Source organism: Janthinobacterium sp. CG3 (genome assembly GCF_000344615.1).
Taxonomy (GTDB): Bacteria; Pseudomonadota; Gammaproteobacteria; order Burkholderiales; family Burkholderiaceae_D; genus Janthinobacterium.
In genome coordinates this window covers 4,124,828-4,150,070 of sequence record NZ_KB467824.1, presented here as the reverse complement: position 1 = coordinate 4,150,070, position 25,243 = coordinate 4,124,828, and the positions used below count along the sequence as shown (strand labels likewise).

Sequence of the window (25,243 nt, the reverse complement as noted above, 5' to 3'; positions counted from 1 at the left end):
GGTGGCTTTCCGGCTCAGTCCAGCGTTTCTATCGTATGCGACATATTCGTGTAAATGCACAGCTCGGCGGCGATGGTCAGCGACTTCTTGACGATCTCGGCCGGCGTCAGTTCGGTGTTTTCCTGCAGCGCCTTGGCGGCCGACTGGGCGAAGGTGCCGCCCGAGCCGATGGCGCCGATGCCGTCCTCCGGTTCCAGCACGTCGCCGTTGCCGGTGATCACCAGCGTCGATTCGCCGTCGGCCACCAGCAACATCGCCTCGAGGCGGCGCAGCACGCGGTCGGTGCGCCAGTCCTTGGCCAGCTCGACCGAGGCGCGCAGCAGGTTGCCCTGGTGTTTTTCCAACTTGCCCTCGAAGCGGTCGAGCAGCGTGAAGGCGTCGGCGGTGCCGCCGGCGAAGCCGACCAGCACCTTGCCCTGGTACAGCTTGCGCACCTTGCGGGCCGTGCCCTTCATGACGATGTTGCCGAGGGTAACCTGGCCGTCGCCGCCGAGGGCGACCTGCTTGCCGCGCCGCACGCACAGGATGGTGGTGCCGTGAAATTGTTCCATGAATGACCTCAAAGATGTCGGATTGACCGCATCCGCCAGAAATGGGGATGGAACGGGCGATTGCAAGGCGGCGCAACCCCGCGGCCAACCCCGCGGCGGCGCGGCGGCCCCGTCTGACCGCGGGGGTGCGCCCCGGGTTCCAGGCCTCAATACTTGTGCGCGAAGATCCTGGCGACGTCGCCGAAGGCGAGCAGGCGCAGCAGCGCCGCCACCAGGTGGTTCAGGTCGCGGAACTCGATGGCCTTGCCGCCCTTGGCCAGGCGTTGCAGGCGCGCCAGCAACAGCCCGGCGGCGCCGAACTCGATGCGCAGCAGGCGCGAGCAGTCGAACACCAGCGCGCCGTCGCCGGCGGCGTAGGCGTCGATCGCCTCGAGCAGGGCGCCGCCGGCGTCGATCAGCGCCGGCAGCATGAAGCGCTCGCTCGCCGCCGAGGCCGACTGGCGGGCGGCGGCGGTGGCGACCCGCTCGGGCGCCACGTACGGCGGCGGCGACACCTCGAAGGTGACGCAGTAGTCCATGCTGGCTTCCTCGAACTCCTTTTCGCGCTTGAGCAGTTGCAGCAGTTCCAGCAACAGCAGCCAGCTGGCCTCGCCCTCGTCGCGCCGGCCGACCTGGACGATGGCGCGCACCCGCGCCGCCAGTTCGGCGGCGCCGACCACGATCAGTTCGCGCCGGCCGTCCTGCAATTGCCGCAGGCCGGGCAGCAGCAGCGCGCAGCCGGCCGCGTCGACCGCGTTGACCTTGCTCAAGTCCAGCCGTAGCACCGGGCCGTTGCCGGCCTGCCGCTGCATCTGTGCGACGGCCGGGCCGATGCCGCCGTCGAGGGCGCCGGCCAGGGCCAGCGTCGGCGCGGCGCCGGCGTAGGCGGGGTCGGCCGGCCGCGCCGCCGCCGCCGCGTAGGCCGGCGGCGAGGTTTCAAAGCGGCTGGCGTAGTCGATCGACAGGCTGTCGAATTGCTGCTGCTGGCCGGTGATCTGGTACAGGTCGAACAACATCCACCACAGCGTGCGGTCGGCGCCGGCGTCGGCCAGGCTGTCGACCAGCATCTGTCCGGCCAGCGCCAGTTGGCCGTTGGCGTACAACAAGGCGATTTCCTCGACGGCGGCGGCGGGACCCGGCTCGCAGCTGGGCAATTCGGTGCTGTTGGCGTCGAGCGCGGCCAGCGTGGCGGTGGCGGGCCGGCGCGGCGGGCGCGGCGGCGTGCTGCCCCAGGCCGGTTCAGGCGTGTTGAAGATGTCGAAGGTCATCGCCGCCTCGATCGCGTCGATTTTCAAGGCGGTGGCGCGGGCGATTTCGCGCTGGCGCAACTGCGCCTGGTCGCGCTGGGCCTCGCTGTTGGGCGCGGCCGGCGCGGCGCCGTCGTCGCCGCGCTGGCGCGGCTGCGGCTCGGGGCCGCTTTTTTTGAACAGTGAGAACAGTCCCACGTCTTTCCCCGTCGTTGCGCTACTGCAAGAGTGTCCTGGGTGTGAAGCTCGATGTCGTGTGTCGTCGGCCGGATGCGGGGGCCGCCGAGGCCGGCGTGATCCAAGGCCGAGCCGCCGCCGACGCCAGCCGGCTTACGCTAGTGTAGCTCATGGGCAAGCCTGCGCCCCGTTTCGTTACATTTTGATAGATTGGGCGCAAAAAAAGCACGCGCCCGAGGGTTGCGTGCTTGTTGAGGAGCGGCCGGCCGCTGGCGGCTTGAGCCGCCCGCCGCCGCACGGCCGGCACTGCCTCAGTCGCCGTACAGCTTTTGTTTCAGTTCGCGGCGCTGCTGCGCTTCCAGCGACAGCGTCGCGGTCGGCCGGGCGATCAGGCGCGGAATGCCGATCGGCTCGCCGGTTTCTTCGCACCAGCCGTAGTCGCCGCCGTCGATGCTGGCGATGGATTGCTGCACCTTCTTCAGCAGCTTGCGTTCGCGGTCGCGGGTGCGCAGTTCCAGCGCGTGCTCTTCCTCGATGGTGGCGCGGTCGGCCGGATCGGGCACCAGCACGGTTTCGCGCAAATGCTCGGTGGTCTCGCCTGCGTTTTTCAGCAAGTCTTTTTCAAGCTGTTGCAAGCGCGCCTTGAAAAATGCCAGTTGCGCCGGGTTCATGTAGTCGTTTTCGCTCATCTGACGAATTTCTTCTTCGGTGATGAGGGCGACTTCTGTGTTGGCGGCGGGGGTCGATTTATTAGTTTTGGTCATCACTTCGCTTACCTTCGATACGACAGAGTTTTCAAATTGATCAGCTGATTCGGCAATTGCACCGACAGCTGCACCGGTATCCGCTTTGGCATTTTTCAGCTTTCCGGATGTTACGTTTTGTGGAAACTAGGTTTTCGGCGCAACGTTGCTTGCCAATTTTGTCATGCTTTGCTGCATATTGCCATCCTATTTCATCGTCCCGTTCGTGCGGCAACGGCGGCGGGGCGTGCCGCAAAACCCGGCTAGTTTATACCAAACATTGTTCGAGTCCGCGAATAAAGATGTCTTTCGGTAGATTTTTACCAATAAACACCATTTTGCTGCCACGCGCCTCGGTTTCCCCCCACTTCGCGCCCAGATCGCTGCCCATGATTTGGTGCACGCCTTGGAACACCACCTTGCGTTCAGCTCCCTGCATCAACAATACGCCTTTATAGCGCAGCATGCGAGGACCGTACACTTGGACGAGGCCGTTAAGGAACTCGTCGAGCTTGGCGCTGTCGAAAGGCCGGCCGCTTTTGAACACGAAGGCGGCGATGTCGTCGCTGTGGCCGGCGTGGTGGTGGTTGTGGGCGGACGCGTCGCAGTCGGCGGCGCAGGCTTCGCTGTGCGCGTGTGCGTGCCCGTCATGGCCTTCGTGGGCGTGCTCGTGCTCGTGCACGTGGGCCGGCTCGGTGGCCAGGAAGTCCGGGTCCAGTTCCAGTTTTTCGTTGAGGTTGAAGCCGCGCAGGTCGAGCACCTCGGCCAGCGGCACGTTGCCGAAATCGGCGGCGCCGATCGGCGCGCGCGGATTGATGCGCTTCAGGCGCCGCGTCAGCAGTGCCAGGTCGGCGGCGTCGACCAGGTCGGTTTTCGACAGCAGCAGCTTGTCGGCGAAGCCGACCTGGCGCTGGGCCTCCTCGTGCTCGTCGAGCTGGGCCATGGCGTGGTGCGCGTCGACAACGGTGACGATGGCGTCGAGCATGTAGTGGCTGGCCACCTCGTCGTCGACGAAAAAGGTTTGCGCCACCGGCCCCGGGTTGGCCAGGCCGGTGGTTTCAATCACCACCCGGTCGAACTGCAGCAGGCCGGCGTCGCGCTTTTGCGCCAGCGCGCCGAGCGCCACGATCAGGTCGCCGCGCACGGTGCAGCAGATGCAGCCGTTGTTCATTTCGACGATCTGTTCCGTGCTGTCCCGCACCAGGATCTCGTTGTCGATGTTTTCCTGGCCGAATTCGTTTTCAATCACGGCGATGCGCATGCCGTGCGGTTCCCGCAGGATGCGGTTGAGCAGGGTGGTTTTGCCGGCACCGAGAAAGCCCGTCAGGATGGTGGTGGGAATGAGTGCCATGGTTGCTGTCCGCCGTTGCTGTGGAATAAAGGTCTGAATCTGCGCCGGGCCGCCATTTTTGCGCGGCAGGCCGACGATTATGCCGGATTTCCGCGCCCGCTTGCAAATTCGGCTGGCGCGCTTGATGTGGATCAGGCCGGCGGCGGCGGTTTATTTGATTTTGGCGCGCGGATGCGCCTTGTCGTAAGCCAGCGCCAGGTGCTGGAAGTCGAGCGAGGTGTAGACCTGGGTCGAGGTGATGCTGGCGTGGCCGAGCATTTCCTGCACCGCGCGCAAATCGCCCGACGATTGCAGCACGTGCGAGGCGAACGAGTGGCGCAGCACGTGCGGGTGGACGTTGACGGGAATGCCGATGGCCTGGCCGTGCGCCTTCAGGCGTAGTTGCACCAGGCGCGGCGAGATGCGGCTGCCGCGGGTGCTCAGGAACAGCGCGGCGCCGCCGTCGGCCGGCGCCGGGCGCACCGCCAGCCAGGCCGCCAGCGCCGCCAGCGCGGCCGCGCCGACCGGCACCTTGCGCATCTTGCCGCCCTTGCCGGTCACCACGACCTCGCCGGCGGCGGCGTCGATCCACCCCAGCGAGGCCGGGCCGTGCGCGCCGGCCGGGCGGTGTTGCCGGTCCAGGCCGCACAACTCGGCCACCCGCAGGCCGCTCGAATACAGCAGTTCGAACATGGCGCGGTTGCACAGCTCGGCCGGCAGCGGCGCGCCGTGCAGGCGCGACGGCGTCGCCGCCAGGCGCACCGCGTCGTCGACCGACAGCGCCTTCGGCAGGGTTTTGGCGCGCCTGGGCGCGCGCACGCCGGCGGCCGGGTTGGCCGCCAGCGCGCTCTGGCGGCCGAGCCAGTCGAAGAAGCCGCGCCAGCTCGACAGCTTGCGGGCGATCGAGCGCGGGTTCAGGCCGCCGGCGTGGAGTTTCGAGGTGTAGCGGCGGATCTCGCCGACGCCCAGCGCGTCCCAGGCCAGGCCGTCGCCGAAGCGGGCCAGTTCCAGCAGGTCGCGGCGGTAGGCGGCCACGCTGTGCGGCGACAGCTTGCGCTGGCTGCTCAGCTGGGACAGGTAGGCCGCCAGCCAGTCGGCGTTGCTGCGCGTCTCGCTCATGCCGGCCGCGGCCTCAGGCGCGCAGCGGCGCCAGCGCGGTGCTGGCGGTGGCGCCGATGTTGACCAGGAAATCGGTCGCCATGCCGGCCGTGAAGCGTTGCGCGTCGGGCGAGCCGAGGATCAGCAGGCCGAACGCGGCGCCGTTGCCGTCCGGCGCGCGCAGCGCCAGCATCGCCGTCGAGGCCACCGGCCCGGCGCCGAGCCAGCGCACCGCCTCGAAGTCGTTGTTGCTGCCGCAATACGGCGCCAGCAGGCTGTTGGCGAAAAGGCGGGCGTCGTCCGAGACGCCCTGGGCGAACCAGGCGTCGTGGTGTTCCGGCGCCAGGTCCCACAGGCGCAGCGTGGCCTGCGGCACGGCGAAATGGCCGAGCATGCCGTCGAGCACCGCGCGCGCCTGCCCGGCGCCGCCGCGGGCGCGCAGCAGGTCCTGGGTCCAGCCGTGGAACTTGGCGGCGATGCCGGCGTTTTCCTCGGCCAGGCGCGACAGGTCGGACAGGCGCAGTTCGAGCGCCTTGTACTTGTCGCGCATGACTTCCATCTGGCGCTCCTGCAACGAGACGGTGCGCCCGGTCAGCGGGCTGGCCAGTTTGACCTCGCCTAGCAGGGCGGCGTGCTCCTGGAAAAATTGCGGGTGCGCCGTCAGGTATTGGGCGACGGTGGTGGAATCCAGTGTGGCGGTCATCGGTCGTTTCGGTTGGTAAGTGGTCGGCGGCGGCGTTGCGCAGCGGGAATCCCAATTTTAACCGACAGCCCCGCGGCGCGCGCGCTTCGCCTGTGCTGCGCAGAAATAAAAACAGGCGCCCGGGGGCGCCTGTCGCGGTTGCCGTCAAGCCGGCAAGCTTAGAAGCGGTGGCGGATGCCCATCTGGATGCCGCGGCTGGCGTCGCCGGCCTTCTCGGTGAAGCCGCCCGAGGCGCTGGCCGCGCCGATCGCATATTGGCCCTGGTTGGTGTTCTTGATGTAGGCCAGCACGGTGTAGATGTCGGTGCGCTTGGACAGGTTGTGGTCGTAGCCGAGGGCGAACTGGGTGGCGTCGCTGTTGGACGCGGTCTTGTCGTCCTGGCGCACCACCGAGGCCATCACGCGGCCGGCGCCGATCTTGTAGTGGGCGCCGAGCTGGTAGCTGACCGCGTCGAGGTAGAAGTTGCGCACCAGCGCCGCGTTGACCATCCGGGCGATGCCCGGCCCGGCCGCGCCCAGCGAGGCGAAGACCGGCGCCAGTTGTTCGCCGGCGAGGCGGATGATGACCGAGTTTTCGTTCTTTTGCTTGTGGTAGCCGGCGAACAGTTTGGCGTCGCCGGTTTCATACGAGCCGCCCAGCGTGGTGGTGACCAGGCCGCGGTTGCCGACCTGGTCGGTGCCGTGGTTGTGGCCCAGGCCGACGTTCCAGCCGTTCGCCTTGTAGCGCACGTTGCCGCCCCACGAGCGCTTGTCCAAGCCGACGTAGCCGGACTTTTCGGCGCCGTACATCAGCGCCGCGCCGAAGCCGTTCGGCGTTTCGATGCGGTATTGCAGCGATTTGTCGGAGCGGATCGCCATGCCCGCCGTCAGCAGGCCGCCGGTGCCGCCGACAATGCCGCCCCAGCCGCCGCCGGTGCCGGACTCGAACACGTCGGCGTTGTTGAACACCTCGTAGCCGGGCGTGTACATGCGCCCCGCAAGGATGGCGCCGACCGGCGTGACCAGGCCGACCATCGAGGTGCGGTCGAACAGCGCGCCGCTGGTGTTGACGTTGACCGCCGGCTGCAGCGCGCCGCGTACACCGGCCAGCAAGGGCGCCGGCAGGCGTTCCAGGCCGCGCGTCAGCGCGAAGCCCTGGTTCGAACTCAGATTGCCGGTCTTGTTGTTGCCGGTGTCGATCTCCACGCGCGCTTCCAGGTTGAAGATGGCCTTGTAGCCGCCGCCCATGTCCTCGGTGCCCTTGAAACCGAGGCGCGAGCCGTCGGCGATGCCGCTGACGAGCTTGACCTTGCTATCCTTGCCGCCGTTGTCGACATACATCAGGCCGGCGTCGGCGATGCCATAGATCACTACGCTGGACTGCGCCAGTACCGGCGCTGCGAAACACGCGGCAATCACGCCAACGAGTAATTTTGTGTTCATGCTGTCTCCAAATGGTTGTATTTTTAGTTGAAACGAACGTACGTACTATTTCGTCGCAGTTCAATATGACACTCTTCTATGGGCTTGTACAGAACGCCAACGTTTAGCCCGGAACGTTGGTTGCGGAAAAGACACAGGCGCCGCGCGGACGAAAAAAAACGGCCGTGGTTGCCCACTGCCGTTTTGCGCGACGCACTGGTGCGGGCGTTCCGTAGCACGGTTCGCCCTGCGCCGATTAGAAGTTGTGGTGCACGCCGACGCCGTAGTAGTTGGTCTTGACCGCGGTCTTGGTTTGCGACGCTTCCGCGTACAGATAGGTGCGTTTGGACAGGTTGTGCTCGTAGCCGATCGAGGCGCGCTTGGTTTTGGTGGCGTTCTCCGGGGTCAGGCGGCCGTAACCGGCGCGGATCAGGCCCGAGCCGACGGTGTAGTTGGCGCCAACCACCCACGATTTGGCTTCGTCGGCGGCGGCGAACGCGGTGTGGCCGAAGTCCTGCTCCTGGTACGAGGCCATCAATTTCAGCGGGGTGATCGGGTTGAACGAGGCGGCGGCCGACCACAGTTTGGTTTGGACGGCGTTGCGCTCGTAGCCGAGCATGGCGGCGACCGGGCCGTTGGTGAAGGTGCCCGACAGCGAGTAAGGATTGGCGTCGCCTGCCGAGTTGGCGGCGTACTGGAAGCGTTGCGGATTCGCCGGGGTTGGCGTTGCAATGACCGGGTTGCGGCCGATGATCGCCGGGCCGCCGTTGGCTTCCTTGGCGCCGACGGTGGCGTTCAGCTGGAAGCCGGACATCACCGGGGTGTTATAGAACAGCGCATTCGAAAAACGGTTTTTCGAATTGCCGGTCGCGCTCAGCGGATCGCTGGTGTAGCCGGCGATGTGGATGTCCGGCTGGAAGCCGGCGCGGCTAGGCATGCCCGACCATGGTTCGAAGGCGGTGCTGGTCTCCTGGTAGGCGGTCAGGCCGCGGCCCAGGCGCACGGTACCGAAGGCGCCTTGCAGGCCGACGCGGCTCTGTCCCTGGAACAGCGGACGGGTGTTCGCTTCCAGCGTGCCGGTGTCGAGTTCGTAGCGCATTTCCAGTTGGAACAGGGCTTTCAAGCCGTTGCCCAGATCTTCGACGCCCTTGAAACCGAGTTTGTTGTTGTCGTGCTTGCTGATCGCGGCGCTGGTGCCGGTCACTTTTTGGACGTTGGCGTCGACGGTGCCGTAGATGACGACCGACGATTGTGCATGTGCAACACCGGCGAAAGCGCCGAAAAGAGACAGGACCAGGAGTGATTTTTTCATTTTTAATTCCCTATAAAGTGAACTTGTTCAAAAATCCATGAAGCAGAAAAGTGCGGTGCGATCAACACTTGGATGAGTTGAACCTTAAATGCTGGCGGCGCCAAGATCGATGGAATGGTCGATTATCGGGAGGAAGGTTGGTCGAAAGCTAAAGAAAGCCGCCAGGCTGTTGTATTTTTGTAACGCGGCGATTTGAGGCGGGCAGTAGTTTTGTGCTTATTGTTGGCGCCGAAACAGCGCCGGCGGCGCATCCAGACGGCCGCGCGCCTGCCGGCGGCGCCCGCGGCGGCGGCGCCGTCGCCGCGCCGCCCCGCATACACGCTGGCCGTGGCGGCAGGCCGGGACGGGCTTTTTTGTGTGCGTTGCAACATCGGCCGCGCCGGAGGCGGCGCGCGGCGGCTGTTGTATTTATCCCTTCCTTGAAAAGTTTGCGCCAGGTCAAATGGTTTTAACGGCTGAGGACGCTACACTGTTTAATGTAATGCGCAATCCAATAGATATTCACAATGACACAATGGATTGAAAGCGGGCCGGGTGGCCTAATCTGTTTATCGACTATCTATATATTCGAAATTGCTGGAATTAACTTTCATAGTGGACCGATGGCCAATCGCGAAGAACTAGGGATTATCAGGGGGGCGCGCACCGGCGACAGCCGTTCCCAGCTCGCCCTGGGGAAACTCTATCTGTTCGGCAGCGCCGGTTTGCCAAAAAGCATGCCGACCGCCCTGCATTGGTTGCAGCGGGCCGCGCAGCAGGATTGCGCCGAGGCCAGCCTGCTGATCGGCGCCCATGTGCCGCATGAAGTGGCGCAACAGGGCGGACCGGAGGTGTTGGCCAGTTACGAGCGCGCCTACGACGCCGGCGTGGTGCAGGCCGGGCTGGTGCTGGCGCAATTGACGCTGGCGCGCGACGACGGCGGCGGCGCCTTGCGCGCCAAGGCCTTGCAAGGCTTGGAACGGGCCGCCCAGGCCGGCCTGGCCGAGGCGCAATGGCTGCTGGCCCAGCACCGCGGCGCCGGCGACGAGCGCCGCGCCGACGCGGCGGCGCAGGGCGGCCAGGCCTGGCTGGCCCGGGCCGCCGACAGCGGCGTGAGCGCGGCCTTGTACACGGTGCTCGGCCAGGCTTGGGACGACGGCGACGGCGAGGGCTTCCTGGAGCGGGCCTTGCCGATGGCGCGGCTATTGCTGCGCGAGGCCGGCGACGGCGCCGACGGCGCCCGCCGGCCGGCCGCCGCAACGCTGGCGCCGCACGAAGTGTTGCTGCTGTCGCGCTGCGGGCAGCTGCTCGGCCGCGACGGCGACGCCAGCGGCGTCGGCCATTCCGAGCGCTCGCGTTTTTGCGAGCTGGCCGCCGAGGGCGGCGACCGCGCCGCCCAACTGGCGCTGGGCCTGTGGTGCGCGCGCATGGACGCCCGCGGCGCCCGGGTCCAGGCCGGCGCCGGCGCGGCCAATGGCGCGGTCAATTTCAAGCGCGCCATCCGCTGGCTGACACAGGCCGGGGAACAGGGCCTGGCCGAGGCCTGGTTCGCGCTCTCGCGCATCTATATCAAACCGGAGTTTTCCCAGCGCAGCGTGCGCGAGGCCAAGTCTTATCTGGAGCGCGCCGCCGACATGGGCCACGGCGCCGCGCAACTGGAATGCGGCATCCACGCCTGGCGCACCCGGCGCGACGCTGAAAACAGCGACGTGCGCGCCGCCTACTGGTTGCTGAAGGCGGCCAGCCAGGGCAGCGCCGAGGCGGAGGCGGCGCTGCGCAAGATCGCGCCCGGCGCCGAGGCGGCGCCGTGGCGGGCGGCGCTCGGCCCCTTGCAGGCGCTCGAGCTGGCCGGCTGCCAGCCCTTGCTGGCGGCGCGGCTGGAACTGGCCGGCCTGTTCGGCCTGTCGCGCCCGGAAATGTTGCTGCTGGACTTGAACAGCGCCGACCAGGGCCACTGCCTGGTGATCGACATCCGCGCCAACTACGGGCGCAGCAAGCGCCGCCTGGTGCTGGTGCGCAGCGCCCAGCAACGCCAGGCGCTCGACCGCATCGCGCGCCTGTTCGAGAAGGTCGATTGCGGCTTCGACGGTCCGGAGGGCAATTACCGCCAGCGCCTGTACCGCCTGAAAACCTACTTGCCGGGGGCGCCGGCGGAAGCGGACGGCGCGCTGCTGCCGGCCTGAGGCGCGGGCACGTGGGCGCGCCGTAAACGCAAAAAACGTGCGCGGCGCCTCGCGTGTTACGGCGCCTCAGCCGACCTCGATCTCGCCTTCGAAAACGCTGACGGCCGGCCCGGTCAGCCACACCGGCTGGCCCTCGCCGGCCCAGCTGATCGACAGTTCGCCGCCGCGCGCGCTGACCCTGACCGGCGAGTCCAGCAGGCCGCGGCGGATGCCGGCCACCACGGCGGCGCAGGAGCCGGTGCCGCAGGCCAGGGTTTCGCCGGCGCCGCGTTCGTAGACGCGCAATTTGATGTGGTGGCGCCCCAGCACCTGCATGTAGCCGGCGTTGACGCGTTTCGGAAAGCGCGCGTGGCGCTCGATCAGCGGCCCGCTTTGCTCGAGCGCGGCCAGGTCGACGTCGGCCACCAGCTGCACCGCGTGCGGGTTGCCCATCGATACCGCCGACACCAGCACCTGGCCGGCCGCGCCGGGCAAGTCCAGCGCCAAAGGCCACAGCGTGTCGCGCCCCTCGGCCTGGCCGGCCAGGCCGGCGCTGTCGAACGGCACGGCGGCCGCGTCCAGCACCGGCGCGCCCATGTCGACCGTGACGCTGCCGTCCGCCTCCAGCCGCGGCGAGATCACCCCGGCCATGGTCTCGACGCGAATGCTCGAGCGCGTCGTCAGGCCCTTTTCGACGACGAACTTGACGAAGGCGCGCGAGCCGTTGCCGCACTGCTCGACCTCGCCGCCGTCGTTGTTGTAGATGCGGTAGCGGAAGTCGCAGGCCGGGTTGGCGGAGCGCTCGACCACCAGGATCTGGTCGGCGCCGATGCCGAAACGCCGGTCCGCCAGACGCTGCCACTGCGCCGGCGTGAAATCGATCGTCTGGTTGATGGCGTCGACGACGATGAAGTCGTTGCCGGCGCCGTGCATTTTGGTGAATTTGATTTTCATGGCATCGAGTATAAGTGGTTTCAGCGGGCCTGGTACGGCGACGCCGCGCCGTCGGGACGGGTTTTGAAGCGCTTGTGGGTCCAGAAATACTCGGCCGGGTGTTCGCGCGCGCGCGCCTCGATGAACGCGTTCATGCGGGCGGTGGCGGCGGTGATGTCGGGGCCGGGATAGTCGTCCCAGGCCGGGTAGTAGCGCACGCTCCAGCCCTGGTAGCCGGGCAGGAAGGTCGAGATCACCGGGATCACCTGGGCGCCGGTGGCGGCGGCGATGCGCGCGGTGGCCGTCAGCGTGGCGGCCGGGACGCCGAAGAAGGGCACGAACTCGGCGTCCTTGGCGCCGAAATCCATGTCCGGCAGCATGAAGTACGGCAGCCCCTCGCGCAGCGCGCGCAGGATAGGCTTGATGCCGTCCTGGCGCGTGAACAGGCGCACCGGCTTGAAGCGCGAGCGGCCGCTGCGCAGCACCTGGTCGAAGGCGGCGTTTTTCTGCTGCACATACATGGACGAGGCGCTGATCTGCATCGCCGTCGCCACGCCGGCGACGTCGAGGCAGACGAAATGCGGACACAGCAGAATGGTCGGCGCGGCGCCGATCTGCGCGCCGGGGAAGCCCGGTTCGACGCGGATCAGGCGCTTCAGGCGCGCCTCGGAAGCCCACCACAGGATGCCGCGCTCCCACACGCTGCGCGAATAAGCCTGGAAATGGCGGCGCGCCAGGGCGATCCGCTCGGCCTCGGACAGTTCCGGCATGCACAGGCGCAAATTGGTCAGCGCGATCGCGCGGCGCCGCCGCAGCAGCGCGAACAGCAGGCCGCCGACGGCGTCGCCGAAACGCCCCAGCAGCGGCAGCGGCAACCAGTGCAGCAGCCACATGAAGGCGATCAGCGCCCTCATGGCCGGCCCTCCGCGGCGGCGCCGGCGAGCGGGTCGGCGCCGGGGCCGGGCGGGGTGGCGCCGCGCGGCACCTTGTAGCGGTTGTAGCTCCAGAAATACTGCGCCGGGCTGCGCGCGATCAACTGCTCCATCGCCGTGTTGATGGTCTGCGCCTGCTGCGCCGGCGTGCCCTCGAGGCTGGCCTCGAGCGCGACGAAATGCACCTTGAAGCCGCGCCCGCCGGGCAGGCGCTCGGCGTAGGTGACGATGACCTGGGCGTCGCCCATCTGCGCCAGCTTGGCCGGCAGCGTCATCGTGTAGGCGCTGCGGCCGAAGAACTCGGCCCACACGCCTTCGCCCTCCTGCGGCACCTGGTCGGGCAGCAGGCCGATCGGCTGGCCGCGCTTGAGGCACTTGGCCAGCATGCGCACGCCCGACATAGTCGCCGGCGCCAAGTGCAGGTTGTGGCGCGCGCGGGCGCCCTCGATCAGCGGCTTCAGCGCGGCCTTGCGCGGCGGCCGGTACATCACCGTCAACGGCGTGCGCAGCGCGATCTGCTGGGCGACGATTTCAAAGCAGCCCAGGTGCGGCGTCAGGAACACGATGCCGCGGCCGCTGTCGAGGGTGCGCTGGACCAGCGCCCAATTCTCTTCGCTGGCGTGGCGCGCCACGCGCTCGGGCGCGGCGCACCAGATGAAGGGCAGCTCGACGATGCTCTTGCCCGATTCGGCGACGGCGGCGCGCAGGTGGCGCGCGTAGCCGGCGCGCGCCATGTTCTCGCGCATGCGCCGGCGGTACGACGGCGAGGCCAGGTACACCAGCCAGCCGAGCCCGGCGCCGAGGGCGTGCAACACAGGCAGCGGAAACGTTGATAAAAATCGGAAGAGAGGTACAAGCATAGGTAGGTTTCAACGAAAATGGCGAAGTTGCTTGGCCAAAAAAAATTAAGAAGCGTAAAATAACACGTTAGGAACATCCGCTGAGTTAACAGACAACTTGCGAAGCGGAATATAAATATCGCTAAAGCGTCGCAGGCAGCCCTTACTGCGACAGAACATTCTCTAACAGTAACAGGAGCCTGCTATGTCAAGCGAATATCTTTTCACGTCCGAATCCGTTTCCGAAGGCCACCCGGACAAGGTCGCCGACCAAATTTCCGACGCCATCCTCGACGCCATCCTGGCGCAAGACCCGACCGCCCGCGTGGCCGCCGAAACCTTGTGCAACACCGGTCTGGTGGTGCTGGCCGGCGAGATTACCACGCACGCCAACGTCGATTATATTCAAGTGGCGCGCGAAACCATTAAACGCATCGGCTACGACAACACCGACTTCGGCATCGACTACCGCGGCTGCGCCGTGATGGTGTGCTACGACAAGCAGTCGCCCGACATCGCCCAGGGCGTTGACGAAGGCGCCGGCATCGACCTCGACCAGGGCGCCGGCGACCAGGGCCTGATGTTCGGCTACGCCTGCGACGAAACCGCCGAGCTGATGCCGGCGGCGATCCACTACGCCCACCGCCTGGTCGAGCGCCAGTCGCAGCTGCGCAAGGACGGCCGCCTGCCGTGGTTGCGCCCGGACGCCAAATCCCAGGTCACGCTGCGCTACGTCGACGGCCGCCCGGTCGGCGTCGACACCGTGGTGCTGTCGACCCAGCACTCGCCGGACATCTCGCACAAGCAGATTGAAGAGGCGGTGATCGAAGAGATCATCAAGCAGGTGCTGCCGCGCGAATGGCTGAGCAACACGCGCTACCTGGTCAACCCGACCGGCCGTTTCGTCATCGGCGGACCGCAGGGCGACTGCGGCCTGACCGGGCGTAAAATCATCGTCGACACCTACGGCGGCGCCAGCCCGCACGGCGGCGGCGCGTTCTCCGGCAAGGACCCGTCGAAAGTGGACCGCTCGGCGGCCTACGCGGCGCGCTACGTGGCGAAAAACATCGTCGCCGCCGGCCTGGCGCGGCAATGCCAGATCCAGATCAGCTACGCCATCGGCGTGGCCAAGCCGATCAACATCACGGTCTACACCGAGGGCACCGGCGTCATCCCCGACGAGCACATCGCCGCGCTGGTGCAGGAGCACTTCGACCTGCGCCCGAAAGGCATCGTGCACATGCTCGACCTGCTGCGCCCGATCTACCAAAAGAGCGCCGCCTACGGCCACTTCGGCCGCGAAGAGCCGGAATTCACGTGGGAGCGCACCGACAAGGTGGCCCTGCTGCGCGACGCCGCCGGCTTGAAATAAACGCCGGCCCCGCGCCCGCGACGATGCGCCCGGCTGCCGCCGCGGCGCATTTTTTTCGCCTCCCGCCAACGCAACCACCCCGGGGCCGGGTCCCGGCATGGCGGTTTAGTTGCAAATCGGGCTGGCGAAGCGGCAACCGCAATGCTAATATGGAAGACCCGAGGAGCGTTGCGACGAATTCATTTTCGCCAGGCTCGGGAATTTTCTCCCGCAACTGCGCTCACGTTACTTTTTTCTAACTGAAAGGAGGGCGTGATGAACGCCGTACTCAAAGACCTGCAGGACTACTTCGTTGCCGACATCAGCTTGGCGCCATGGGGTAACAAAGAAATCAAGATCGCCGAAACCGAAATGCCGGGCCTGATGGCGATCCGCGAGGAATTCGCCGCCGCCCAGCCGCTGAAGGGCGCGCGCATCACCGGTTCGATCCACATGACGATCCAGACCGCCGTGCTGATCCAGACGCTGGAAGCGCTGGGCGCCGATGTGCGTTGGGCTTCGTGCAACATCTATTCGACCCAGGACCACGCCGCCGCCGCCATCGCCGCCGCCGGCACGCCGGTGTTCGCGTTCAAGGGCGAGTCGCTCGACGACTACTGGGAATTCACCCACCGCATCTTCGAATGGCCAAGCGCCGCCGGCGCGCCGGTGTATTCGAACATGATCCTCGACGACGGCGGCGACGCCACCTTGCTGCTGCACCTGGGCGTGCGCGCCGAAACCGACCTGTCGGTGCTGGCCGCGCCCGGTTCGGAAGAGGAAATCTGCCTGTTCAACTCGATCAAGAAGCGCCTGGCGGTCGATGCGACCTGGTACTCGAAGCGCCTGCCGGAAATCCTCGGCGTCACCGAGGAAACCACCACCGGCGTGCACCGCCTGTACCAGATGCACAAGGAAGGCAAGCTGGCCTTCCCGGCGATTAACGTCAACGATTCCGTCACCAAGTCGAAGTTCGACAACCTGTACGGTTGCCGCGAGTCGCTGGTCGACGGTATCAAGCGCGCCACCGACGTGATGATCGCCGGCAAGGTCGCCGTCATCGCCGGCTACGGCGACGTCGGCAAGGGCTCGGCCCAGGCCATGCGCGCGCTGTCGGCCCAGGTCTGGGTCACCGAAGTCGACCCGATCTGCGCGCTGCAGGCGGCGATGGAAGGCTACCGCGTCGTGACGATGGACTACGCCTGCGAGCACGGCGACATTTTCGTCACCTGCACCGGCAATTACCACATCCTGACGCACGCGCACCTGACGCGCATGAAGGACCAGGCGATCGTCTGCAACATCGGCCATTTCGACAATGAAATCGACGTCGCCTCGCTCAAGCAATACGAGTGGGAAAACATCAAGCCGCAAGTCGACCACATCATCTTCCCCTCTGGCCGCCGCATCATCTTGCTGGCCGAAGGCCGCCTGGTCAACCTCGGTTGCGGCACCGGCCATCCGTCCTACGTGATGAGCTCGTCGTTCGCCAACCAGACCATCGCCCAGATCGAGCTGTTCGCCAACACCGCCAGCTACCCGGTCGGCGTGTACACCTTGCCCAAGCACCTGGACGAGAAAGTCGCGCGCCTGCAGTTGAAAAAACTCAACGCGCAACTGACCGTGCTGACCGAAGAGCAAGCCAATTACATCGGCGTGTCGCAGCAGGGTCCGTACAAACCGGAGCACTATCGTTACTAAGCATGGGCCGCGCCAGCGGAACATAGCAAGTTAGCGGCACTCCAGGGCCGGCGCATGCCGCCGGCCTTTTTTTATCTGATTGGCGATTCGACATGCGATTAATCCTGACGTGGCTTATCAACGCGGCGGCCCTGTTCGCCGTACCCTACCTGATGCATTCCGTCAGCGTCAGCAACGTCGCCGCGGCGCTGCTCGCGGCCCTGGTGCTGGGCCTGGTGAACACCCTGGTGCGCCCGCTGCTGGTACTGCTGACGCTGCCGGTGACGGTGCTGACGCTGGGCCTGTTCATCTTCGTGCTGAACGGTTTCATGTTCTGGCTGGTGGCGAAACTGGTCGACGGTTTTCATGTCGACAGCTTTTGGGCGGCGATCGGCGGCGCCTTGCTGTACAGCGTGATTTCCTGGGCCCTGTCAACCTTACTTTTGAAAAATGACAATGCAAACACCTAATTTTAGTATCGAGTTTTATCCGCCGAAGACGGTGGACGGGACCGAAAAGCTGCGCGTGGTGCGCCACAAGCTGTCCGAATTGCATCCGAAGTATTTCTCGGTCACCTTCGGCGCCGGCGGCAGCACCCAGGGCGGCACGCTGAGCACGGTGCTGGAGATCCTCGCCGCCGGCGAGGACGCCGCGCCGCACCTGTCCTGCGTCGGCGGTTCGCGCGAATCGATCCGCGCCATCCTGGCCGAGTTCAAGTCGCACGGCATCAAGCGCCTGGTGGCCCTGCGCGGCGACTTGCCGAGCGGTTACGGCGCCTCCGGCGAGTTCCGCTACGCCAGCGAGCTGGTGGAATTCATCCGCGCCGAAACCGGCGACGCCTTCCACATCGAGGTGGCGGCCTATCCCGAGGTGCACCCGCAGGCGCGCTCGCCGCAGGACGACTTGCAAAACTTCGCGCGCAAGGTGCGCGCCGGCGCCAATTCCGCCATCACCCAGTACTTCTACAACGCCGACGCCTACTTCCAGTTCCTCGACGAGACGCGCAAGATCGGCCTGGACGTGCCGGTGATACCGGGCATCATGCCGATCACCAACTGCACGCAACTGATGCGCTTTTCCGATATGTGCGGCGCGGAAATTCCACGCTGGGTGCGGCTGAAACTGGCCAGCTACGGCGACGACACCGCCTCGATCAAGGCCTTCGGCCTGGACGTGGTGACGCAGTTGTGCCAGCGCCTGCTGGCCGGCGGCGCGCCGGGGCTGCATTTCTACAGCATGAACCAGGCGCAGGCGACCACCGCGCTGTGGCAGCGCCTGGTTTAAGCGCGCCGAATAGCGTGGTCGGTTCGGCGGCGCGCGTAATCCGACAATGTTGGCCGCGGCGAAACGCGCTGCTCCAGGCCAACGTTGTCGGCTTACGCCGTTCCGGCCAACCCGACCTGCGCAAACCGCGCTCACCGAACGCCCCCCTAAAAACTCAAATCATCCCGTTCTCGGTGACAATATGGTCGAGGGCGACGTCGTGCGCGTCGCTGGCGAACTGCGCCGCCAGGCAGGAGTAGGCGACGCCGACCGCCACCGGGCGCGGCGCGCGCGCCAGCGTGCGGTCGTAATAGCCGCCGCCGTAGCCGAGCCGGAAGCGGCCGGCGTTGTAGCCCAGGCAGGGTAGCAGGATCGCCGCCGGGCAGGCGTCGATGCGCAGCGCCGCCGGCACCGCCACGCCCATGCCATCCTTCTGCATCGGCTCGCCCGGCGTCCAGGCCGAGAACGCCAGCGGCGCGGCTTTTTCCAACACCACCGGCAGGGCCAGGCGCACGCCGCGCGCCGCCAGCGCCGCGTAGGCGCGCTGCAAGTCGGGCTCGCCTTGCAGCGGCCAGTACACCGCCAGCGCCCCGACCCCGGCGGCCTCGCACCAGGCCAGCACGCGCGCGCCGATCAGTTCGTCCCAGCCGGCGCGCTGGGCGCCGCCGAGGGCGCGCCGCGCCGCCAGCAAATCGCGCCGCAGTTGCGCTTTCGGGTTTGTCGCAAGCGCTGGTGGCGCGCCCGGATCGCGTGTTATTCTAGGCTTGCTGTTCATATTTCCCGTATCCGGTCGCCCGTTTTGAATTGAGAGTCGTACATTGAGTTCCACATTGAAATGGTTTGCCCGCGCGGTCGTCGCGGCCGCCTGCGCGCTGGCGCCGGCGGTATGCGCGGCCGGCGCCGAAACGCGCGCCGACGACGACGCGTTTTTACTGTTGCGCGACGCGGTACGCCAGGACGACCCGGCCAAGGCCGATTTTTACGCCGACCGGCTCGGCGCCTACCCGATCGCCTCGTATGTCGACTATTATCGGCTCAAACCGCGCATCAAAACGCTCAGCGTCGAGCAGTTCCGCGATTTTTTGAAGCGCTACGAAGGCAGCGCCATCGCCGACCGCTTCCGCAACGACTGGTTGCTGGAACTGGGCCGCAAGCGCGACTGGCTCAACTTCGACGAGCAGTATCCGCAGTTCGTGCTCGACGACGACATCCAGCTTAAATGCTATGCGCTGACGTCGCGCGTGCTCAAGGGCCAGCGCGTGGCCGCCGAGGCGCGCGCGCTGCTGCTGGCGCCGCCCGGCTACGGCGAGGCGTGCGGCGGCCTGATCACGGCGCTGGCGCAAAGCGGCCAGTTCGACGCCAACGACTTGTGGGCGCAGTTGCGCCTGGCCGGACAGAGCAACGCCACCGGCCCGGCGCGCCGCGTGATGCTGCTGCTGGGCGGCTCCGACAGCGCCATCGCGCGCGCCATCGACACGCCGGCGCTGACGCTGGCCAAGGGCGTCGGCGCCGGCCGCGTCGAGCATGAAACCTATCTGGTGGCGCTCGGGCGCATGGCCAAGACCAGCGTCAAGCTGGCGGCGCTGGCGCTGCGCCGCGCCGAGTCGGGTCTGAGCGAGCAGGAACGCGCCATCGGCTGGGGCAACATCGCGCTGCAGGCGTCGTATGCGCTGGCGCCGGAAAGCGCCGAGTACTGGCAGGGCGCGCGCGGCGCGCCGCTGTCGCAGGAACAGATGCAGTGGCAGACCCGCATCGCCCTGCGCGACGGCAATTGGGCGCTGGTCAAGTCCAGCATCAAGGCCATGCCGCCCGAGTTGCGGCAGGACCCGGCCTGGACTTACTGGCTGGGCCGCGCCTTGCAGGCCGAGGCGCCCGGCCAGGTCAGCACCGAGGCGGCGCAGCTGTTCCGCGGCATCGCCGAGCAGGGCAATTTCTACGGTTTGCTGGCGCAGGAGGAATTGGGCCGCCACCTGGCGCTGCCGGCGCCCGGCGCCGCCATCACGGCGCCGGAAATCGCCGCCATCGCCGCCAACCCCGGCTTCCAGCGCGCGCTGAAGTTCTTCTCGCTGCGCCTGCGCTTCGAGGGCACGCGCGAATGGAACTGGGAGCTGCGCCGGATGAGCGAGCGCGAGCACCTGGCCGCGGCCGAGTTCGCGCGCCAGAACAATATCCTCGACCGCATGGTGAACACTTCGGACCGCACCCGCAGCGAGGTCGACTACACCCAGCGCTACCCGTCGCCGCACGACGACATCATGCACCCGGCGACGCAGACGCTGGGGCTCGACAAGGCCTGGGTCTACGGCTTGATCCGCCAGGAATCGCGCTTCATCATGGACGCCCAGTCGCACGTCGGCGCCGCCGGCCTGATGCAGGTGATGCCGTCGACCGGGCGCTGGGTCGCCAAGAAGATCGGCCTGACCGATTTCGCCCAGGACATGCTGAGCGACGTGCGCACCAACATCCTGCTGGGCACCAACTACATGAACATGGTGATCGGCGGCCTGGACGGCTCGCAGGTGCTGGCCTCGGCCGCCTACAACGCCGGCCCGGGCCGGCTGCGCAGCTGGCGCCGCACCATGCCGCGGGCGATGGAGGGCGCGGTGTTCGCCGAAACCATCCCCTTCACCGAGACCCGCACCTACGTCAAGAACGTCATGGCCAACGCCACCTATTACGCGGCGCTGTTCGAGAACCGGCCGCAGTCGCTGAAGGCGCGCCTGGGCAACGTCACGCCGCAGGGCGCGGTGAGCGCGGCGGCGGCCGAATTGCCATAGCGCCGGCGCGCGGCGCCGGCCCACACGAGCGAGGAAAACCATGCTGATACCCGAAATGGCATTGCGGATCCCGACGGTGCTGGTGCTGGGCGGCTCCGGCTTCATCGGCAGCCACCTGGTGGCGCGGCTGGCGGCCGCCGGCGCCCGCGTGCTGGTGCCGACGCGGCGCTTCGAGCGCGCCAAGCACCTGATTTTCCTGCCGCGCGTTGAAGTGCTCGAGGCCGACCCGCAGCAGGACGGCGCGTTGCGCCACTTGATGGCCGGCCAACAGCTCGACGCCGTCGTCAACCTGGTCGGGCGCTTGCATTCCGACGTCGGGGCGCCGTACGGGCGCGCGTTCGCCCGCGCCCACGTCGAGCTGCCGCGGCGCGTCGCCGCCGCCTGCGCCGCCCACGGCGTGCCGCGCTACCTGCACATGAGCGCGCTGGGCGCGGCGGCCGACGCGCCGTCGATGTACCTGCGCTCGAAGGCCGCCGGCGAGCTGGCCGCCGCCGCCGAGCCGGCGGTGGCCGCGACCATTTTCCGGCCCTCGGTGGTGTTCGGCCCGGAAGACCAATTCCTCAACCTGTTCGCGCGCATGCAGAAGTTCCTGCCGTGGATACCGCTGGCCGGCGCCGACGCGCGCTTCCAGCCGGTCTTCGTCGGCGACGTCGCGCAAGCCTTCGTTAGCTCGCTGGCGCTGGCGCCGGCGCCCAGCCGCGGCCAGGTCTACGAACTGGCCGGGCCGCGGGTCTACACGCTGCGCCAACTGGTCGAACTGGCCGGCGCCTACGCCGGCCACGCGCGCCCCGTGGTCGCGCTGCCGGCGACGCTGGGCCGGCTGCAGGCGCGGCTGCTGGAGTGCTTGCCCGGCGAGCCCCTGATGAGCCGCGACAACCTCGACTCGATGCGCGTCGACAACGTCATCGACCCGGCCGCGCGGGCGCTGACGCTGGCCGACCTGGGCATCCGCCCGGCCGCGCTGGAGGCCGAGGCGCGCCGCTACCTCGGCGCCCGGCCGCGCTTCGACGACTACCGCAGCCGCGCCGGCCGCTGAACGCCCGATAACCTTTCCCCCCCCCTTTCTTTCACCACGGACCTGACCCATGCAAACCACCGAACTCGATCCGACCTTGTCGCAAGCCCTGTCGGACGCCCAGCAACCCGGCCTGACCCTCATCATCGGCAACAAGAACTACTCGTCGTGGTCGATGCGGCCGTGGGTGGCGATGACCGCGTTCGGCATCCCGTTCCAGGAAGTGCGGGTGCTGCTCGACCGCGACGACACCGGCAGCAAGATCGCCGCCTACAGCGCCAGCGGGCGCGTGCCGGTGCTGCTGGCCGGCGACATGACGATCTGGGACAGCCTGGCGATCTGCGAATACCTGGCCGAGCAGTTCCCCGAGAAGCACCTGTGGCCGCGGGACGTCGCCGCGCGCGCCACCGCCCGCTCGATCTGCGCCGAAATGCACTCCGGCTTCGGCGGCCTGCGCAGCGCCATGTCGATGAACCTGCGCATGAGCTTTCCCGGCAAGGGCCGCACCACCGCCGCCCAGGCCGACATCGGCCGCATCAGCGAAATCTGGGAAGAGTGCCTGTCGCGTTTCGGACACCACCAATTCCTGTTCGGCGAATTCTCCATCGCCGACGCCTATTTCGCGCCCGTCGTGGCGCGCTTCCGCACCTACGGCGTGTCGCTGGCGCCGGCGCTGAACGCCTACTGCGAGCGGGTGCTGGCGCATCCGGCGGTGGCGCGCTGGGTCAGCGAAGGCATCGCCGAGCCGGAGCGCGCGCCCAAGCACGACGGCGAGATGCCGGTTTGAGCGCAATGCGCATCTACACCGTCGGCGGCGCCGTGCGCGACGAGTTGCTGGGGCTGCCCGTCAAGGACCGCGACTACGTGGTCGTCGGCGCCACCCCGGAGGACATGCTGCGGCGCGGCTTCCGCCCGGTCGGCAAGGACTTCCCGGTGTTCCTGCATCCGGACACGCAGGAGGAATACGCGCTGGCGCGCACCGAGCGCAAGACCGCGCCCGGCTACCGCGGCTTCGTCTTCCACACCGCGCCCGACGTCACGCTGGAGCAGGACCTGGTGCGGCGCGACCTGACCATCAACGCCATCGCCAAGGCCGAGGACGGCACCTTGTCGGACCCGTTCGGCGGCCTGGCCGACATTGAAAAGCGGGTCTTCCGCCACGTCTCCGACGCCTTCAAGGAAGACCCGGTGCGCATATTGCGGCTGGCGCGCTTCGCCGCGCGCTTCAGCGGCTTCGCGCCGGCGCCCGAGACGCTGGCGCTGATGCGCCAGATGGTGGCCGGCGGCGAGGTCGACGCGCTGGTGCCCGAGCGCGTCTGGCAGGAGCTGGCGCGCGGGCTGATGGAGGCGCGGCCGTCGCGCATGCTGGCGGTGTTGCGCGACTGCGGCGCGCTGGCGCGCGTGATGCCCGAGCTGGACGCCCTGTGGGGCGTGCCGCAACCGCCGCTGCACCACCCCGAGGTCGACACCGGCGCGCACATGATGCTGGTGCTCGACTACGCCGCCGAGCGCGGCTTCGCGCTGGCGGTGCGCTTCGCCAGCCTGATGCACGACCTCGGCAAGGGCTTGACGCCGCCCGAGCGTTGGCCCAGCCACCACGGCCACGAGGGCGCCGGCGTCAAGCTGATCGAGCAACTGTGCCAGCGCCTGAAGGTGCCCAACGACTGCCGCGACCTGGCGGTGATGACGGCGCGCGAGCACGGCAACATCGGCCGCGCGCTGAGCCTGCGCGCCAACACCATCGTCACGCTGTTCGAGCGCTGCGACGGCTTGCGCAAGCCGGTCCGCTTCGAGCAGATGCTGCTGGCCACCGAATGCGACTTCCGCGGCCGCGGCGGCGCCGCCGACGGCTTCCGCGACAAGCCGTTTCCGCAGGCGCGCTACCTGCTGGCGGCGCTGGCGGCGGCGCGCGCCGTCAACGCCGGCGAGGTGGCGCAGCGCTACGCCGCGCAACCGGCGAAGATCGCCGAGGCGGTGCACGCGGCGCGCGTGAAGGCGGTGCGCGCGCTGGTGCCCACGGCGGTCGAAGAGCAGCCTTGAGTGAGCGTGTCGTAGGTCGGACGCGGGGGTCGGGCCGCTCCAGGCCAACGTTGCCAGGTTCCGCCCCTTGGAGCCACCCGACCTACGACATGAGCGGTAACTACGCCTTTTGGCTGAACCCGACCGCGCCTACACGGTAGAGGGAAAGCTCCAAATGGCGCAAGTTGATGGTATACAATTGGTGTGATGGTGCGCTGCACAATAGGCGGACACCGCTGCTGATCAGGAGCATGGCGTGACCCTAGCTAAACCCAATCCCCCCGAGCAAGACCGGCCCACCTCCAACCCGCTGTTGCGCTGGCTGGGCGGCTGGAAGCGCCAGGGCGTGCGCCCGACCGTGCTGGTGAAAGAGCTGCACGAGCGCGACCGCCGCCGCATGCTCAAGCATTTCCTGGCGCTGGAGAAGGGCGACCGCCTGCTGCGCTTCGGCACCCAGCTGCCCGACGAACTGGTGGAAATCTACGTCAACAAAATCGACTTTTCGCGCGACGTCGTCTACGGCGTCTACAACCGCGTCTTCAAACTGGTCGCGGTCGGCCACCTGGCGTTCGCGCAGAAGGAAAAGTCGCCGGCCAAGAACCTCGTCACGAGCAAGGAGCGGGTGGCCGAATTCGGCGTCTCGGTGGCGCGCTCGATGCGCGGCATGGGCGTGGGCACGAAAATGTTCGAACGCGCCGCCATCCACTGCCGCAACAACGACGTCGACACCATGTATATGCACTGCCTGTCGTCGAACCAGACCATGATGCATATCGCCAAAAAGGCCGGCATGGCGATCCAGCGCGGCTACGGCGAGGCCGACGCCTACCTGAAGCTGCCGCCGCCGAATCCGGCCAGCGTGCTGCAAGAGGCGGTCGAGGAACAGTTCGCCACGCTCGACTACACCTTCAAGGCCAACACCCGCGCCGCCGTCAAATGGTTCGACCGCCTGCCGGGGCGCAAGCCGGACTGAGGCCGCCGCCGCCTCGATAGCGCCGCGGGTGCGTTCGACCAGCGGGCGCGCGCCGGCCAGGTCGCAGTTGACCGGCATGGCGATGATTAGCTGCTTAGCTGCTTAGCTGCTTAGCTGCTTAGCGCCGCGCTGCCCGCTCAGACCAGCGGCAGCGCCGTGGTGTCCTTGACGCGTTGCAGCGCGAAACTGGATTTGACGTCCAGCACGGCCGGGTGGCGCAGCAGCGTGGCCATCATGAAGCGCGAGAAATGCTCCATGTCCTCGACGTGCACGCGCAGCAGGTAGTCCATTTCGCCGGTCATCGCATAGCAGGCCACCACCTCCGGCCACTGCTCGACCGACACGGCGAAGTCGGCCCGCGGCGAGGTTTGCGGCGCCAGTTGCAGCGCCCGCGCGTTGCTCTGGGCGCCGGCCTCGCTGTGCTTTTCCAGGCGCACGTTGACGTAGGCCAGCAGGCCCAGGCCGAGCTTGTCGGGGTCGAGCAGGGCGACGTACTGGCGGATCACGCCGGCTTCCTCTAGCCGCTTGATGCGCCGCAGGCACGGCGACGGCGACAGGCTGACCTGCTCGGCCACGTCTTGATTCGACAGGCGGCCGTCGGCCTGCAGGATCGCCAGAATCTTGCGGTCGGTTTTGTCCAGGGTAATCTTGGTCATGAATCTCTCGATAAGGCAAAGCACACGCAATATTATTGCTCAAATGGTCAGGCGATGGGAAGTCTTTGGCATTATATGCTGGCCCTGCGGGACTATACTGGGCGCTCATTGCAGGAGGGGGTAA

General features: G+C 67.4%; 23 protein-coding genes and 1 riboswitch. Of the genes, 10 read left to right on the top strand and 13 right to left on the bottom strand.

Going from position 1 to position 25,243, the window contains the following annotated elements; genetic code table 11:
• Positions 1–14: 14 nt before the first annotated feature.
• From hslV to JANGC3_RS0118275, 8 genes are all read right to left on the bottom strand, one after another.
• On the bottom strand, positions 15–551 hold the full coding sequence (gene hslV, locus JANGC3_RS0118315; protein ID WP_017877942.1) for an ATP-dependent protease subunit HslV: 537 nt from the start codon (positions 549–551) through the stop codon (positions 15–17).
• A 146-nt stretch (positions 552–697) separates the two neighbouring features.
• Positions 698–1,975 carry an STAS domain-containing protein gene (locus tag JANGC3_RS0118310; RefSeq protein WP_017877941.1) on the bottom strand — a complete coding sequence of 426 codons (1,278 nt, stop codon included), beginning with the start codon at positions 1,973–1,975 and terminating at the stop codon, positions 698–700.
• 290 nt (positions 1,976–2,265) lie between these two features.
• Entirely contained in the window at positions 2,266–2,718 is a 453-nt protein-coding gene (gene dksA, locus JANGC3_RS0118300; RefSeq protein ID WP_017877939.1) for an RNA polymerase-binding protein DksA, read from the bottom strand.
• A 247-nt stretch (positions 2,719–2,965) separates the two neighbouring features.
• Complete coding sequence (locus JANGC3_RS0118295) at positions 2,966–4,048, bottom strand: CobW family GTP-binding protein (protein ID WP_017877938.1); 1,083 nt, start codon at positions 4,046–4,048, stop codon at positions 2,966–2,968.
• Between the two features lie 150 nt (positions 4,049–4,198).
• Positions 4,199–5,146 (bottom strand): tyrosine recombinase XerC, encoded by a 948-nt coding sequence (locus tag JANGC3_RS0118290; RefSeq protein ID WP_017877937.1) that lies wholly within the window; start codon positions 5,144–5,146, stop codon positions 4,199–4,201.
• A gap of 13 nt (positions 5,147–5,159) precedes the next feature.
• Entirely contained in the window at positions 5,160–5,828 is a 669-nt protein-coding gene (locus tag JANGC3_RS0118285; protein WP_017877936.1) for a DUF484 family protein, read from the bottom strand.
• Positions 5,829–5,986: 158 nt separating this feature from the next.
• A complete protein-coding gene (locus JANGC3_RS0118280) occupies positions 5,987–7,249 on the bottom strand; it encodes a porin (protein WP_026133152.1) in 1,263 nt (420 codons plus the stop codon).
• Between the two features lie 235 nt (positions 7,250–7,484).
• Positions 7,485–8,540, bottom strand: a complete 1,056-nt coding sequence (locus JANGC3_RS0118275; protein ID WP_017877934.1) for a porin — start codon at positions 8,538–8,540, stop codon at positions 7,485–7,487.
• A gap of 602 nt (positions 8,541–9,142) precedes the next feature.
• Between JANGC3_RS0118275 and JANGC3_RS0118270 the strand changes: the two genes are divergently transcribed.
• A complete protein-coding gene (locus JANGC3_RS0118270; RefSeq protein ID WP_017877933.1) occupies positions 9,143–10,702 on the top strand; it encodes a tetratricopeptide repeat protein in 1,560 nt (519 codons plus the stop codon).
• A gap of 66 nt (positions 10,703–10,768) precedes the next feature.
• On the opposite strand, the gene dapF is transcribed toward JANGC3_RS0118270, so the two are convergent.
• Genes dapF through JANGC3_RS29585 form a run of 3 tightly spaced genes read right to left on the bottom strand, consistent with a single transcriptional unit; the run spans position 10,769 to position 13,406 of the window.
• The gene (gene dapF, locus JANGC3_RS0118265) at positions 10,769–11,635 is read right to left on the bottom strand and encodes a diaminopimelate epimerase (protein WP_017877932.1); all 867 of its coding nucleotides are present in this window, start codon (positions 11,633–11,635) and stop codon (positions 10,769–10,771) included.
• A 20-nt stretch (positions 11,636–11,655) separates the two neighbouring features.
• On the bottom strand, positions 11,656–12,528 hold the full coding sequence (locus tag JANGC3_RS0118260) for an LpxL/LpxP family acyltransferase (RefSeq protein WP_017877931.1): 873 nt from the start codon (positions 12,526–12,528) through the stop codon (positions 11,656–11,658).
• On the bottom strand, positions 12,525–13,406 hold the full coding sequence (locus tag JANGC3_RS29585) for a lysophospholipid acyltransferase family protein (protein WP_051068328.1): 882 nt from the start codon (positions 13,404–13,406) through the stop codon (positions 12,525–12,527). Before JANGC3_RS29585 ends, JANGC3_RS0118260 begins: the two co-directional genes overlap by 4 nt.
• Before the next feature lie 184 nt (positions 13,407–13,590).
• On the opposite strand from JANGC3_RS29585, the gene metK reads away from it, so the two are divergent.
• The 4 genes from metK (at position 13,591) to metF (ending at position 17,700) form a co-directional block, all read left to right on the top strand.
• Entirely contained in the window at positions 13,591–14,757 is a 1,167-nt protein-coding gene (gene metK / locus JANGC3_RS0118250; protein ID WP_017877929.1) for a methionine adenosyltransferase, read from the top strand.
• Between the two features lie 154 nt (positions 14,758–14,911).
• Positions 14,912–14,986, top strand: a riboswitch (S-adenosyl-L-homocysteine riboswitch).
• A gap of 26 nt (positions 14,987–15,012) precedes the next feature.
• Positions 15,013–16,437, top strand: a complete 1,425-nt coding sequence (gene ahcY, locus JANGC3_RS0118245; protein ID WP_017877928.1) for an adenosylhomocysteinase — start codon at positions 15,013–15,015, stop codon at positions 16,435–16,437.
• A gap of 92 nt (positions 16,438–16,529) precedes the next feature.
• Entirely contained in the window at positions 16,530–16,886 is a 357-nt protein-coding gene (locus tag JANGC3_RS0118240; protein WP_017877927.1) for a phage holin family protein, read from the top strand.
• Positions 16,873–17,700, top strand: a complete 828-nt coding sequence (gene metF / locus JANGC3_RS0118235; RefSeq protein WP_026133151.1) for a methylenetetrahydrofolate reductase [NAD(P)H] — start codon at positions 16,873–16,875, stop codon at positions 17,698–17,700. The genes JANGC3_RS0118240 and metF overlap by 14 nt, the downstream gene beginning before the upstream one ends.
• Before the next feature lie 154 nt (positions 17,701–17,854).
• Here metF and JANGC3_RS0118230 read toward each other — a convergent pair whose 3' ends face one another.
• Entirely contained in the window at positions 17,855–18,454 is a 600-nt protein-coding gene (locus JANGC3_RS0118230) for a 5-formyltetrahydrofolate cyclo-ligase (RefSeq protein WP_081611909.1), read from the bottom strand.
• Between the two features lie 55 nt (positions 18,455–18,509).
• Here JANGC3_RS0118230 and JANGC3_RS0118225 point away from each other — a divergent pair, with 55 nt between their 5' ends.
• The 5 genes from JANGC3_RS0118225 (at position 18,510) to JANGC3_RS0118205 (ending at position 24,463) form a co-directional block, all read left to right on the top strand.
• Positions 18,510–20,456, top strand: coding sequence for a lytic transglycosylase domain-containing protein (locus JANGC3_RS0118225; protein WP_017877924.1), 1,947 nt, complete (start codon positions 18,510–18,512; stop codon positions 20,454–20,456).
• A 40-nt stretch (positions 20,457–20,496) separates the two neighbouring features.
• Positions 20,497–21,492 (top strand): complex I NDUFA9 subunit family protein, encoded by a 996-nt coding sequence (locus JANGC3_RS0118220; protein ID WP_232429728.1) that lies wholly within the window; start codon positions 20,497–20,499, stop codon positions 21,490–21,492.
• 49 nt (positions 21,493–21,541) lie between these two features.
• Positions 21,542–22,258, top strand: coding sequence for a glutathione S-transferase family protein (locus JANGC3_RS0118215; RefSeq protein ID WP_017877922.1), 717 nt, complete (start codon positions 21,542–21,544; stop codon positions 22,256–22,258).
• Between the two features lie 5 nt (positions 22,259–22,263).
• On the top strand, positions 22,264–23,511 hold the full coding sequence (locus JANGC3_RS0118210; RefSeq protein WP_017877921.1) for a multifunctional CCA addition/repair protein: 1,248 nt from the start codon (positions 22,264–22,266) through the stop codon (positions 23,509–23,511).
• A 292-nt stretch (positions 23,512–23,803) separates the two neighbouring features.
• Positions 23,804–24,463 carry a GNAT family N-acetyltransferase gene (locus tag JANGC3_RS0118205; RefSeq protein ID WP_017877920.1) on the top strand — a complete coding sequence of 220 codons (660 nt, stop codon included), beginning with the start codon at positions 23,804–23,806 and terminating at the stop codon, positions 24,461–24,463.
• 137 nt (positions 24,464–24,600) lie between these two features.
• Here JANGC3_RS0118205 and JANGC3_RS0118200 read toward each other — a convergent pair whose 3' ends face one another.
• Positions 24,601–25,119: an Lrp/AsnC family transcriptional regulator gene (locus tag JANGC3_RS0118200; protein WP_017877919.1), complete on the bottom strand. Its 519-nt coding sequence runs from the start codon at positions 25,117–25,119 to the stop codon at positions 24,601–24,603.
• Positions 25,120–25,243 lie beyond the last annotated feature (124 nt).

Excerpts from the sequence above, each read along its gene's own strand:
- JANGC3_RS0118230 (WP_081611909.1), bottom strand. The coding sequence starts at position 18,454 with ATGAACAGCAAGCCTAGAATAACACGCGATCCGGGCGCGCCACCAGCG.
- JANGC3_RS0118285 (WP_017877936.1), bottom strand. The coding sequence starts at position 5,828 with ATGACCGCCACACTGGATTCCACCACCGTCGCCCAATACCTGACGGCG.
- JANGC3_RS0118270 (WP_017877933.1), top strand. The coding sequence starts at position 9,143 with ATGGCCAATCGCGAAGAACTAGGGATTATCAGGGGGGCGCGCACCGGC.
- dapF (WP_017877932.1), bottom strand. The coding sequence starts at position 11,635 with ATGAAAATCAAATTCACCAAAATGCACGGCGCCGGCAACGACTTCATC.
- JANGC3_RS0118240 (WP_017877927.1), top strand. The coding sequence starts at position 16,530 with ATGCGATTAATCCTGACGTGGCTTATCAACGCGGCGGCCCTGTTCGCC.
- metF (WP_026133151.1), top strand. The coding sequence starts at position 16,873 with ATGCAAACACCTAATTTTAGTATCGAGTTTTATCCGCCGAAGACGGTG.
- JANGC3_RS0118290 (WP_017877937.1), bottom strand. The coding sequence starts at position 5,146 with ATGAGCGAGACGCGCAGCAACGCCGACTGGCTGGCGGCCTACCTGTCC.
- ahcY (WP_017877928.1), top strand. The coding sequence starts at position 15,013 with ATGAACGCCGTACTCAAAGACCTGCAGGACTACTTCGTTGCCGACATC.
- JANGC3_RS0118275 (WP_017877934.1), bottom strand. The coding sequence starts at position 8,540 with ATGAAAAAATCACTCCTGGTCCTGTCTCTTTTCGGCGCTTTCGCCGGT.
- metK (WP_017877929.1), top strand. The coding sequence starts at position 13,591 with ATGTCAAGCGAATATCTTTTCACGTCCGAATCCGTTTCCGAAGGCCAC.
- JANGC3_RS0118210 (WP_017877921.1), top strand. The coding sequence starts at position 22,264 with ATGCGCATCTACACCGTCGGCGGCGCCGTGCGCGACGAGTTGCTGGGG.
- JANGC3_RS0118200 (WP_017877919.1), bottom strand. The coding sequence starts at position 25,119 with ATGACCAAGATTACCCTGGACAAAACCGACCGCAAGATTCTGGCGATC.
- JANGC3_RS0118280 (WP_026133152.1), bottom strand. The coding sequence starts at position 7,249 with ATGAACACAAAATTACTCGTTGGCGTGATTGCCGCGTGTTTCGCAGCG.
- JANGC3_RS0118215 (WP_017877922.1), top strand. The coding sequence starts at position 21,542 with ATGCAAACCACCGAACTCGATCCGACCTTGTCGCAAGCCCTGTCGGAC.
- hslV (WP_017877942.1), bottom strand. The coding sequence starts at position 551 with ATGGAACAATTTCACGGCACCACCATCCTGTGCGTGCGGCGCGGCAAG.
- JANGC3_RS0118295 (WP_017877938.1), bottom strand. The coding sequence starts at position 4,048 with ATGGCACTCATTCCCACCACCATCCTGACGGGCTTTCTCGGTGCCGGC.
- JANGC3_RS29585 (WP_051068328.1), bottom strand. The coding sequence starts at position 13,406 with ATGCTTGTACCTCTCTTCCGATTTTTATCAACGTTTCCGCTGCCTGTG.
- JANGC3_RS0118260 (WP_017877931.1), bottom strand. The coding sequence starts at position 12,528 with ATGAGGGCGCTGATCGCCTTCATGTGGCTGCTGCACTGGTTGCCGCTG.
- JANGC3_RS0118220 (WP_232429728.1), top strand. The coding sequence starts at position 20,497 with ATGCTGATACCCGAAATGGCATTGCGGATCCCGACGGTGCTGGTGCTG.
- dksA (WP_017877939.1), bottom strand. The coding sequence starts at position 2,718 with ATGACCAAAACTAATAAATCGACCCCCGCCGCCAACACAGAAGTCGCC.